The sequence below is a fragment of the Streptomyces sp. NPDC001270 genome (genome assembly GCF_042896695.1).
Lineage (GTDB): Bacteria > Actinomycetota > Actinomycetes > Streptomycetales > Streptomycetaceae > Streptomyces.
In genome coordinates, this window is record NZ_JBIAXM010000028.1 from 107,439 (window position 1) to 118,400 (window position 10,962).

A 10,962-nucleotide genomic window follows, 5' to 3' on the forward strand; every position below is an offset into this window, starting at 1 on the left:
CGTGTTCTCCAACTATCTGATCGGTCTGCGGGAGGGGCTGGAGGCCAGCCTCGTCGTCTGCATCCTGATCGCCTATCTGGTCAAGACCGGCCGCCGGGACGCACTGAAGCCGATCTGGACCGGCATCGGCATCGCGGTCGCCATCGCCATGGGCTTCGGCTGCGCGCTCGAATTCGGCTCGCAGGAGCTGACGTTCGAGGCGCAGGAGGCGCTCGGCGGTTCGCTGTCGGTCGTCGCGGTGGGCCTGGTGACCTGGATGGTCTTCTGGATGCGGCGCACCGCCCGGAACCTGAGGTCCGAACTGCACGGCCGGCTGGACTCGGCGCTGGCCGTGGGCACCGGCGCGCTGGTCGCCACGGCCTTCCTCGCGGTGGGCCGGGAGGGCCTGGAGACCGCGCTGTTCGTGTGGGCGTCGGTGCACGCGGCGAGCGACGGCACCCCGCGCCCGCTGATCGGCGTCGCCCTGGGCCTGGCCACCGCGGTCCTGCTGGGCTGGCTGTTCTACCGGGGCGCCCTGAAGATCAACCTGGCCCGGTTCTTCACCTGGACCGGCGGCATGCTCGTGGTGGTCGCGGCGGGCGTGCTCGCGTACGGCTTCCACGACCTCCAGGAGGCCAACTGGGTCCCGGGCATCGGGAACCTGGCCTTCGACATCAGCGACACGATCCCGCCGGACAGCTGGTACGGCACGCTGCTCAAGGGCGTCCTCAACTTCCAGCCCGACCCGACCGTCGTGCAGGTCACGGTGTGGCTGGTGTACCTGGTCCCGACGCTCGTCCTGTTCTTCGCACCGTCCGGCCTCCGCTCCCGGGGAAGCCGCGCGCAGCCCGCTTCGACGACGGTGCGCGACAAGGTCTGACGGCGCGGGACGCCGGCAGAACCCCGGATTCCGGCAGGCGTTGCGACGGGAGAGAACCCGGCTCCCGGCGGGCCGGGGACCCGACTGGCGGCCGGCCGGGAATCCGAGCGACGGCGGGCCGGGAATCCGGACTGGTCCTCGGCCCGGATCCCCGGCCCGAGAACGAGCCCGGACACCCGGCAGGTCGCGGCCGTCGGCTCCGAGGTCACGGTGCGGGCGCGGCGACGGCACCCGGCACCCGGCTGTCTTCCGCTCCCGGTAGGGTTCGGCTCCGGGAAGGGGAAGGTGACGGCACCTCATGACCAGGAAACGCGGCCCGCGCGGGCTTCGCCGACGTGGCCGGAACGCACTCATAGCGGCCTCGCTGACCGCTCTGTCGCTGACGGCGAGCGGCTGCGTGGTGGTGCACGGCGAACGCGAGGTGCTGCCCGCCACCACCAAGGCGGAGGCAGCGACGGCGCTGGAGGAGTTCACGGCCGCCTACAACGCGGCGGACAAGGCGTTCGACCGCTCCCTGGACTCCGGCCACGTGACCGGCGCACTCGCCGACATCGACGGGGCCCGGCTCAAGGCCGGGCACATCAACAGCCCGGACGGCAACCCCGCGCACGCGCCGCTGAAGCTGTCGGACGCCAGGTTCACCATCCCGAAGAAGGCGGGCTGGCCCCGCTGGTTCGTCGCGGACACCGCCGCGAACAAGGGCGGCAGCAGCCGCTGGCTGTTCGTCTTCACCCGGGGCGATCTGGACGAGCCGTTCCGGGTGGCGTATCTGACGCTGGTCGCCCCCGACGACGTGCCCGAGTTCAAGCTCGACGCGGACGGCTGGGCCGAGGCCGTCCCGGCCGGTTCGGCGGACCTGTCGGTCCCGCCCACGGAGCTGAGCGAGAAGTACACGACGTATCTGAAGGGCGGCGGCTCCGGCTTCGTGGACGGCGTGTACACCAGCGGCTGGCGTGCGGCCCGCACCAAGGAGGCCAGCCGTCCGGGCCTGGTCCGGCAGTACATCGACGAGCCGCTGACCGGCGGCGACTACGCGCCGCTCGCGCTGCGCACGGCCGACGGCGGGGCGCTGGTGTTCTTCAGCACCCGGCACTACGAGAAGCAGACCGCCGCCACGGGCACCTCCGTGCCGACCCAGAACGCGGACGTGCAGGCCCTGACGAAGGGCGAGGTCAAGCAGTCGCTGACGCTGGAGTTCGTCTCCAACGAGGCCGTACTCGACCCGAAGCGGGGCTCCGGGAGCGCGAAGGTCGAGGTGGTGGGCCGGGTCCAGGGGCTGACCTCGGCCCGCGGGGAGTAGGCCCACGCGGAGTAGGCCCACGGCGCCACCGGACCACGTCGACCGCCGGTCGCGTCGGGTCCGACGGGTCGGTGGCTCAGCGGCGCGGCGGCTCAGCGGCGCAGCGGCCAGGCCGTCGCCGCGTGGTCGGTCTCCTCGCCCGCGTGGCGGGCGCAGGCGTCGGTGAGGGCTTCCAGGAGGCTGAGCGGGTCGGGCAGCGGATGCTCCGGGCCGCGCACCCAGCGCACCCGCTGGTCGTCGTCGCCGGGCAGCCGGGCGGGCGGCACCAGCACGTACGAGCCGCGGCAGTGCCAGCGCAGGCCGGGGTGCTCGTCCATGGTCTCGGGGTGGCAGTCCAGCTCGCACGGCCACCACTCGTCCTCGTCCTCGGGGGTGCCGCGGGTGAGGGTGAAGAACAGCATGCGGCCGTCGTCGCTCTCGGCGACCGGGCCGGTCTCGACACCGGAGTCGAGCAGCCGCCGCAGCGCATACCGCCCGGCCGCCAGCGGCACGTCGAGGACGTCGTGCACCATGCCGGTCGCGGTGATGAAGTTGGCCTGCGGCTGGTTGCGGGCCCAGCGCTCGATCTGGGCGCGGTCGGTGGTGGACTGCGTCTGCCAGGCGAACGACACCGGGTGCCGGGCGGGGGTGGGACAGCCGACCCGGTCGCAGGAACAGCGGTAGCCGGGGGCGGGGTGGGCGGCGGGCGCGAGGGGCAGTCCGGCTTGGGCGGCGGCCAGCAGCAGTTCCTCACGGCCGCCGTCGCCGGCGGTCTGTGGCGGGCGGCGGCCCCGCAGCCACTGGGAGAGTTTGCTCTGCCGGCCGGTCCGGCCGCCGAACGTCCCGCTCATCTATCGCCTCGCCCTCGCTTATGTGCGGACAACTTCCCTCATGGTCCCACCATCCCGCGCCGCGGGGGACCGCGGCCCCCGTCCGGGCGGTCCCGGTCAGCGCGGGGCGAGCCCGTTGAGGGCGTAGTCGACCAGGGTGTCGGTGTACGCGTGGGAGATCGGTCCGGTGTGCTGAAGCCAGCGCTGGGCCAGCGGCGACACGAACAGTTCCAGGGCGACGCGCGGGTCCACGTCGGCCCGTACCGCCCCCGCGTCCTGGGCGGAACGCAGCCGGTCGACGTACAGCTGGAGCTGTGGTTCGAGCAGTTTGGCGACGAATTCGCGGCCCAGTTGCTCGTTGACCACGCCCTCGGCGGCGAGGGCGCGGGAGGGGGCCTCGAACCGGGGGTCGAGCAGTTCGTCGACGGTGGCCCGCAGCACCGCCCTGAGGTCGGCGGCGAGGTCTCCGCTGTCCGGGATGGTGTACGGCGCCTGGCCCAGCTCCTGGGCGGACTGCTCGGCCAGGTCGAGGAATGCCTCAAGGAGGACGTCCGCCTTCGCCGGCCACCACCGGTAGATGGTCTGCTTGCCGACCCCGGCACGGGCGGCGATCGCCTCGACGGTGGTCTTCGGGTACCCGACCTCGGCGACGAGCGCGAGGGCGGCGGCGTAGATCGCGCGGCGCGACCGCTCGCTGCGGCGGGTGGTGTCGGGGACGGGCTTGTTGGGCATGGGGTGAAGCTAGCCCATGGCCTCACGCCCCGGACGGCGGCCAGGGGTCTCCCCAGTCGGCGTCCCGGGCCGCCTTGTACAGCCCGCCATGGCGTTTGGTGACCGTCGTACGGACCAGCCGCTCACCGCTCTCGCACAGGTCGAGCAGGACCTGTCCCTTGCGGATCTGCGGACGCCGGACCACGCGGGCGGGCGCCGGTCCGGCCGGGCGGCGGGTGGCGGCGACGTAGCTGAACTTCTCGTCCTCGTACGGCAGCGAGCCGCCCTTGACCTGCCGGTGCAGGGAGGAACGGCTGACCCGGGCCGAGAAGTGGCACCAGTCCGTGCCGGGCGCGATGGGGCAGGCGGCGCTGTGCGGGCAGGGCGCGGCGACGCGGAACCCGGCGCCGATGAGCCGGTCCCGGGCTTCGATGACGCGGGCGTAGCCGTCGGGGGTGCCGGCCTCGACGATCACGACGTTCTGCGCGGCGGCCGCGGCCGCGTCGACGAGGGCGGCGCGGTCGGCCACGGACAGTTCGTTGAGGACGTAGGAGACGGTGACGAGGTCGACGGGGTCGAGGGTGAGGGCCGCGCCGATCCGGGCCCGCAGCCACCGGGCGCCGTGCAGCGCCGGGTCGGCGGCGGCGATCTCCCGGCCGAGGTCGAGCGCGGGCTGGGCCCAGTCCAGCACGGTCACCGGCCGGGTGCCCGCCCAGGTGGCGCCGACCGCCCAGGTCGCGGCGCCGGTGCCGCCGCCGAGGTCGGTGTGGCCGTCCGGCGTCCAGCCGGGCACGGCGTCCGCGAATGCGCCGAGCGCGGCCCGCGCCGCCGCGAAGGTCGCGGGCATCCGGTACGCGGCGTACGCGGCGACGTCGGCGCGGTCCCGCAGGATCGGCACGTCGGTCGGGGTGGCCCCGCGGTAGTGGGCGATCAGCCGCTCAACGGCCGGTCCGGCCTGCGACGGCGGCAGTCCGTCGAGCAGACCGGCGAGCGCGGCCCGGAGCCGTTCGGCGGGACGTACGGGTTGCACGGGCTGCACGGGCTGTGTCACCCGCCGATTGTACGAACCCGTTCCCGGGGTCCGAGCGGGAGTGAGCCCGTGGGGGCCGGAGGCCCGAGGGGCCGCTCCGGCGCGGCGGACCGAGAGCCGCTGTCGTACACGCGTCGTCTCGCGCCGCGCGGTGGGCCCTCCCGTCGTCCCCCGCGACCTGGACGTGGGCCACACGGACCGCTCGTCCGCCCGGCCGGACCTCGCTTCCCCCGGCCCCGGGATGCAGGCGGCCCCGGCCCCGCGGGGCTCAGTCCGCGGCGGGGATACGGCGTATCGCCCGGGCCAGATGGGTCGCGGCGCGGGCCCGTGGGGTGCTGTCCGGTTCGCGCCGGCGCGGGTGCACGGTGTTCGCCAGCAGCACCAGGAAGGTGTCGGTGGCCGGGTCCAGGACCAGTGAGGTCCCCGTGAAGCCGGTGTGCCCGGCCGCGCCGCGCCCCGCCAGCTCCCCCATGAACCACCGCTGGTCGACGGCGAAGCCCAGGCCCGGCGCGGTCAGCAGCAGTTCCGTGAGGTCCGGGCCGAGGATGCGCGCGGGCCCGTACTGTCCGCCCGCCAGCAGCGCCCGGCAGAAGACCGCCAGGTCCCGGCCCGTGGAGAACAGTCCCGCGTGGCCCGCGACCCCGCCCAGCGCCCACGCGTTCTCGTCGTGCACCACGCCCCGCAGCATCCCCCGGTCCGCCTTGGCCCAGGGCCGGCGCTGGTCCTCGGTGGCCGCGGCGCCCGGACAGGGTCCGAACCGGGTGGCCCGCATCCCCAGCGGCCGGGTGATGCCCTCGTGGACCAGGGCGTCCAGGGTGCGCCCGGTGATCCGCTCCAGCAGGAGCTGGAGCAGCAGCATGTTCAGGTCGGAGTAGCGGTACTGCCCGGCCGGTCCCGTCGGTGCCTCCGCGCGCAGCATCGCCAGCCGGGCCGGGTCGTCCGGGCAGTCGTACAGCGGGAGTTCGGGCCGCAGCCCGGACGTGTGGGTGAGCAGCTGGCGTACCGTGACGCCGTGCCGGGCCACGGCCCGGAACTCCGGCAGATGGACGCAGACCGGTGCGTCGAGGTCGAGGGTGCCCCGCTCGATCTGCTGCACGACCGCGACGGACGTGAACAGCTTGGTGAGGGAGGCCAGGTCGAAGGGAGTGTCGACGGTCACCGGCACCCGGGCCGCGGGCGGCAGTTCGACACCGCTGTCCGTCCCGGAGTCGTACGCGCTGTAGCGGACCGCCCAGCCCGCCGTCTCCTGTACGGCGATCACCGGCCCGCGTCCGGCGACCACGACGACACCCGCCGCCCAGGGCCGCGCCCCTCGGGTGAGATCGTGCGCCTCCTGGACGAGACTCTGGAGTTCCGCGCGGTCGAGCCCGGCCCGTTCCGGTGTGCCGACACGCAGTCTCGGCGTGTTCAGTCGTCCTCCCCCATGATCACGGCCGTGCCGGAGCGGACGACGGCCCCCGTTCTCCGCTTCTCCGCGCTCGCGCGTGCGTTCCGGGGAGGGCACGTTCCCATGAAACAGGCCCTGGCACCAGCACGTTTCCACCGGTTGGACGACGGCGGTCGGGGTGCCGGTGCGCTGTCCGGCGGCATCGGCGAGCGGGCCCCGGCCCCGGCAACGCTCTCCCCCGCCGGCCGGTGCACGCGGTCCGCGCGGCCGAGCGGCACCTATGCTCTCAGGTCGTACACACTGTCGAGGTACTCATGAGCGAGGCGGGCTCGAATGGCGGAGCGGAACGTGCGGTGGGGCATCCTGGCGACGGGCGGTATCGCGGCCTCGTTCGCGGCTGCGCTGGTGGATCTGCCGGACGCCGAGATCGTGGCGGTGGCCTCGCGGACCGAGGAGTCGGCGCGGGCGTTCGCGGAGCGGTTCGGGATCCCGCGGGCGTACGGCGACTGGGAGTCACTGGCCCGGGACGAGGACATCGACGTCGTGTACGTCGCCACCCCGCACGCGGCGCACCGGGCGGCGGCCGGCCTGTGCCTGGCGGCCGGGCGGAACGTGCTGTGCGAGAAGGCGTTCACCCTGAACGCGCACGAGGCCGGGGAACTGGTCGCGCTGGCGCGCGAGCACGGGCGCTTCCTGATGGAGGCGATGTGGATGTACTGCAATCCGCTGGTCCGGCGGCTCAAGGCGCTGGTAGACGACGGGGCGATCGGCGACGTGCGCACCGTGCAGGCCGACTTCGGCCTCTCGGGCCCGTTCCCGCCCGCGCACCGGCTGCGTGACCCGGCGCAGGGCGGCGGCGCGCTGCTGGACCTCGGGGTCTACCCGGTCTCGTTCGCCCAACTGCTGCTCGGCGAGCCGACCGGGCTCGACGCCCGCGCGGTCCTGTCCCCCGAGGGCGTCGACCTCCAGACGGGCGCGCTGCTGTCCTGGGACGGCGGGGCGCTGGCCTCGGTGCACTCCTCGATCGTCGGCGGTACGGCGGTGGCCGCGTCGGTGACCGGGTCGCAGGGCCGGATCGACATCCCGGACGGCTTCTTCAACCCGGAGCGGTTCGTGCTGCACCGGGCCGGGCGCGACCCCGAGGAGTTCGTCCTCGACGCGGCCGACGGCCCCCGGAACACGCTGCGGCACGAGGCGGCGGAGGTGATGCGGGCGCTGCGGGCGGGCGAGCGGGAGTCCCCGCTGGTCCCGCTCTCCGGCACGCTCGCCGTGATGCGCACGCTGGACACGGTCCGGGAGCGGGTCGGCGTGCGGTATCCGGGGGAGGCCGTCGCCGTCTGAGCCGGCGGCCGTCCGACAGCATGTGGCCGTCCGACAGCCCGTGGCCGGGACCGCCGTCCGGCGGACATCGGATTCCGCGGGGCGGATCCGCCGCCTACGCTGCTCAGCCATGACTGACAGGGATTCGAAGATCGCGGTGGTGACCGGCGCCGGGTCCGGTATCGGGCGGGCGGTCGCCGTGGAACTGCTGCGCGCGGGCTGGTCGGTGGCGCTCGCCGGGCGGCGGGCCGAGCGGCTCGCCGGGACGGCGGCGCTGGTGCCGGCGCAGGACTCGCTCACCGTGCGCACGGACGTGTCGCAGCCGGACGACGTGGCCGCGCTGTTCGCGGCCACGGTGGACCGCTTCGGCCGGGTCGACCTGCTGTTCAACAACGCGGGCACCTTCGGCCCCGGCGGCGTCCCGGTCGAGGACCTGCCCTACGACGCCTGGCGGCACGTGGTGGACACCAACCTCAACGGGGCGTTCCTGTGTGCGCAGGCGGCGTACCGGCAGATGAAGGGGCAGGACCCCCGTGGCGGCCGGATCATCAACAACGGCTCGATCTCGGCGCACACGCCCCGGCCGCAGTCGGCCGCGTACACCGCGACCAAGCACGCGCTGACCGGCCTGACCAAGTCACTGTCCCTGGACGGCCGGGCCCACGGCATCGCGGTCGGGCAGATCGACATCGGCAACGCGGCCACCGACATGACGCTCCGGATGGAGACGGGCGCATTGCAGGCGAACGGGGAAGTGGCCCCGGAACCCGTGATGGACGCCGCCGACGTGGCCCGCACCGTGCGGCACATGGCCGAGCTTCCGCTGGAGGCGAACGTGCAGTTCGCGACGGTGCTGGCGACCGCGATGCCGTACGTGGGCCGGGGCTGAGCGGCCCTGCGCGCCGTCAACTCCCCTCGGGCGGACGGAGTTTGATTCTCCGGCCCATTGCGGCCGGTAGTGGACCTGTGCTCAACTTTCCTCCATCGAAGCTTCACACTTGGGGCAACGCAGTTCCGCGGACCACATCGAGGGGGGAGGGGCGGCAGCCGTTCCACCGGGCCCGGGTGGGGGTGGACCTCGCGCAGGCGCGAGGTGCGCACCGGGGGTGGAACGGCTGCCGCGGACGTCGGCCGCCCGGCACCGCTCGACTCTGTCGCGGTGCCGGGCCCGAGCCCGGGGGTGGCGCCGATCAACTCTGTCGCGGTGCCGGGCCCGAGCCCGGGGGTGGCGCCGATCAACTCTGTCGCGGTGCCGGGCCCGAGCCCGGGGGTGGCGCCGATCGGCTCAGTTGCGGTGCCGGGCCCGGGGGCGACGACGGTCGGCGCCGGTCCCGGTGCTGGTCCCGGGTTCGGAGTTCGCTTCGGCCCCCGCCGCTCCCGCCGCCTGAACCGCGGGCGCGGACGCCGCCGACCTGCGGCGGCGCAGCGCCCAGACGCCCGCGCCGAGCAGCGCGACCGTGCTGGCCGCGCCCTCCAGCAGACGCCAGGACGAGGTGCCCTTCGACGTCGCCGCGGCCGCCGACGCTCCGGCGGCTCCCGCGGCGCCGCGCGCCGGCTGCGGGCTCGCCTGCGCGCCGCCTTCGCTGAGCGGGTCGACCAGCACACCCACCGGCTGCGCCGCGGCGCCCTTCCCGAAACCCCAGTCGAGGAGCGCCGCCGTCTCCTCGTACACGGCGTTGCTGCCGGCCCCCGGGTGCATCACGGTGACCAGCAGGGTGCGCCCGTCCCGGGTCGCGGCACCCGTGAAGGTGTTGCCGGCGTTGCTGGTGTAGCCGTTCTTCACCCCGATCAGGCCCTCGTACCGGTCCAGACCCCACGCGCCCGTGAGCAAGCGGTCGGTGTTCTGGATCTGGAACGTCTTCTTGCCGCCCGCCGGGAAGTCGGCGGTCCGGGTGGCGCAGTAGCCGCGGAAGTCGGCGTCCTTCAGCCCGTGCCGGGCGAAGACCGTCAGATCGTACGCCGACGACAGCTGCCCCTCGTGGTCGAAGCCGTCGGGGCTGACCACCCGGGTGTCCAGGGCTTGCAGGTCCCGCGCCTTGGCCTGCATCTCGGCGACCGTCTTCGCCACCCCGCCGTTCATGTGGGCCAGCACGTGCACCGCGTCGTTGCCCGAGCGCAGGAACACGCCCTGCCACAGCTCCTCGACGGTGTAGGTGATCCCTGGCTTGATCCCGACGAGGCTGGAACCGGACGGGATCCCGGCCAGGTCATCGTCGGTCACCTTGTGCCTGTCGGTACGGTCGAACTTGCCCAGCACGGTGTCCGCGAACAGCATCTTCAGCGTGGACGCCGGCGCCAGCCGCCGGTGTGCGTCGTACGCGGCGAGCACCTCTCCGCTCTCACGGTCGGCGATCAGCCATGAGCGTGCCGTGAGCTTCGCGGGCAGCCCGGTGGCCCCGCGGACCTGGACCCCGGAGCGGGCCAGCAGCTCACCGCCGATCACGGCCGGACTCGCGGCGGTCGCGGGAGCGGCGGCGGACAGGGGAAGGGCGGCGGCCGTGAGGCCGAGGGCGGCACGCCGCGTGAGCCGGGAACTTTCGCGCATCCCAGGGACCGTACACGCAGTCCACGGGGCGTCCGCGGCCGAGGAGCCGCATCGAGCCAGGAATTTGCTGTTTTATGAAAATCCCAGTCCGGCACCTCGCTCACTCAGCCCTCGCACATCCTCCACCCAGGAAGATTCCTGCCCGGCTTCGGCCGCAGGCACAGCGGCGGCACGGGGGTCGGCCGCGGGCACGGCAGCGGCACAGGGGGGTCGGCCGCGGGCGCGGCGGCGGCTCGGCGGTCGGCCACGGACACGGCGGCTCGGTCACGGCGGGCCGGGCCGCGGTGGCCCGGCCGGGCCGCTCACCTGCCGAGTATCCGGTCGACCTCGGCCAGCTGCCCGGCGGTGAGCGGCCCCTTCACGATGGCGCCGGCGTTCTCCTCCGCCTGGGCGACCGTACGGAAACCCGGGATCGGCACGGTACGCGGGCTGCGCGCCCACAGCCAGGCGAGGGCGCCCTGGGCGGGCGTACGGCCGTCGCTGGTGAGGACGGAGCGCAGCGCGTCCACGCGGGCGAGCCACCGCGGGTCGGCGCCGGAGCCGTCGCCGCCGAAGCCCGGCAGCCAGGCGGGCGGCCTGCTGCGGATGTCCCCGGCGGGCGGCGGCCCGTGCCGCTTCCCGGTCAGCAGCCCCATGGCCAGCGGGCTGCGGTTGACGCTCGCCAGGTCCGACTCCGCACACAGCGTCAGGAGTGCGGGTGCGTCGTGGAAGACATTGAGCGTGTGCTGGACGGCCGTACAGTGCGGGCCCTCGGCGAAGAGGGCGGCGCGGGCCGGGTCGTCGGTGCTCCAGGCGTAGGCGCGGATGAGTCCCTGGGCCACGAACTCCTCGCACAGGTCCCGCAGTTCGGCCGCCCGGGCCAGGTGGGCGTGGCGTCGGGGCGTCGGCGTCGGACAGGTGCAGTTGTTGAAGTGCTCTCCCGGCTGAAGCCGGGAGATTCCTACCTACCTTGCGGTGGCGGGCTTGACGCGACGAGCGCGCCTGACGACTGCCCTTCCGGC

9 protein-coding genes and 1 pseudogene are annotated in these 10,962 nt (G+C 74.2%); 4 read left to right on the top strand and 6 right to left on the bottom strand.

All coding sequences use genetic code 11. The features are described from left to right. Position 1 precedes the first annotated feature (1 nt). Together efeU and ACFY2B_RS34800 are read left to right on the top strand one after the other, a co-directional pair. The gene (efeU, locus tag ACFY2B_RS34795) at positions 2-859 is read left to right on the top strand and encodes an iron uptake transporter permease EfeU (RefSeq protein ID WP_390767055.1); all 858 of its coding nucleotides are present in this window, start codon (positions 2-4) and stop codon (positions 857-859) included. Between the two features lie 298 nt (positions 860-1,157). Next, positions 1,158-2,159 (top strand): hypothetical protein, encoded by a 1,002-nt coding sequence (locus ACFY2B_RS34800; RefSeq protein WP_390767056.1) that lies wholly within the window; start codon positions 1,158-1,160, stop codon positions 2,157-2,159. 92 nt (positions 2,160-2,251) lie between these two features. Here ACFY2B_RS34800 and ACFY2B_RS34805 read toward each other — a convergent pair whose 3' ends face one another. The 4 genes from ACFY2B_RS34805 to ACFY2B_RS34820 all read right to left on the bottom strand — a co-directional run bounded on the left by ACFY2B_RS34805 (position 2,252) and on the right by ACFY2B_RS34820 (position 6,213). Beyond that, positions 2,252-2,989 carry a bifunctional DNA primase/polymerase gene (locus tag ACFY2B_RS34805; RefSeq protein WP_390767057.1) on the bottom strand — a complete coding sequence of 246 codons (738 nt, stop codon included), beginning with the start codon at positions 2,987-2,989 and terminating at the stop codon, positions 2,252-2,254. 96 nt (positions 2,990-3,085) lie between these two features. Then, positions 3,086-3,700: a TetR/AcrR family transcriptional regulator gene (locus tag ACFY2B_RS34810; protein ID WP_390767058.1), complete on the bottom strand. Its 615-nt coding sequence runs from the start codon at positions 3,698-3,700 to the stop codon at positions 3,086-3,088. A gap of 22 nt (positions 3,701-3,722) precedes the next feature. Then, on the bottom strand, positions 3,723-4,730 hold the full coding sequence (locus ACFY2B_RS34815; RefSeq protein WP_390767059.1) for a small ribosomal subunit Rsm22 family protein: 1,008 nt from the start codon (positions 4,728-4,730) through the stop codon (positions 3,723-3,725). Between the two features lie 247 nt (positions 4,731-4,977). Further along, complete coding sequence (locus tag ACFY2B_RS34820; RefSeq protein ID WP_390767060.1) at positions 4,978-6,213, bottom strand: serine hydrolase domain-containing protein; 1,236 nt, start codon at positions 6,211-6,213, stop codon at positions 4,978-4,980. 216 nt (positions 6,214-6,429) lie between these two features. Here ACFY2B_RS34820 and ACFY2B_RS34825 point away from each other — a divergent pair, with 216 nt between their 5' ends. Together ACFY2B_RS34825 and ACFY2B_RS34830 are read left to right on the top strand one after the other, a co-directional pair. Next, complete coding sequence (locus tag ACFY2B_RS34825; protein ID WP_390767061.1) at positions 6,430-7,437, top strand: Gfo/Idh/MocA family protein; 1,008 nt, start codon at positions 6,430-6,432, stop codon at positions 7,435-7,437. A gap of 109 nt (positions 7,438-7,546) precedes the next feature. Then, on the top strand, positions 7,547-8,305 hold the full coding sequence (locus ACFY2B_RS34830; RefSeq protein WP_390767062.1) for an SDR family oxidoreductase: 759 nt from the start codon (positions 7,547-7,549) through the stop codon (positions 8,303-8,305). A 396-nt stretch (positions 8,306-8,701) separates the two neighbouring features. Here the strand turns inward: ACFY2B_RS34830 and ACFY2B_RS34835 are convergent, their stop codons facing one another. Next, a complete protein-coding gene (locus ACFY2B_RS34835; protein WP_390767063.1) occupies positions 8,702-9,961 on the bottom strand; it encodes a D-alanyl-D-alanine carboxypeptidase family protein in 1,260 nt (419 codons plus the stop codon). A 302-nt stretch (positions 9,962-10,263) separates the two neighbouring features. Continuing rightward, a pseudogene (locus tag ACFY2B_RS34840) lies at positions 10,264-10,873 on the bottom strand (aldo/keto reductase); the annotation flags it as partial. Positions 10,874-10,962: the final 89 nt, after the last annotated feature.

What these genes read in the sequence shown, in the direction of transcription:
- ACFY2B_RS34800 (WP_390767056.1), top strand. Translation starts at nt 1,158, where the DNA reads ATGACCAGGAAACGCGGCCCGCGCGGGCTTCGCCGACGTGGCCGGAAC.
- ACFY2B_RS34805 (WP_390767057.1), bottom strand. Translation starts at nt 2,989, where the DNA reads ATGAGCGGGACGTTCGGCGGCCGGACCGGCCGGCAGAGCAAACTCTCC.
- ACFY2B_RS34825 (WP_390767061.1), top strand. Translation starts at nt 6,430, where the DNA reads ATGGCGGAGCGGAACGTGCGGTGGGGCATCCTGGCGACGGGCGGTATC.
- ACFY2B_RS34810 (WP_390767058.1), bottom strand. Translation starts at nt 3,700, where the DNA reads ATGCCCAACAAGCCCGTCCCCGACACCACCCGCCGCAGCGAGCGGTCG.
- ACFY2B_RS34835 (WP_390767063.1), bottom strand. Translation starts at nt 9,961, where the DNA reads ATGCGCGAAAGTTCCCGGCTCACGCGGCGTGCCGCCCTCGGCCTCACG.
- ACFY2B_RS34830 (WP_390767062.1), top strand. Translation starts at nt 7,547, where the DNA reads ATGACTGACAGGGATTCGAAGATCGCGGTGGTGACCGGCGCCGGGTCC.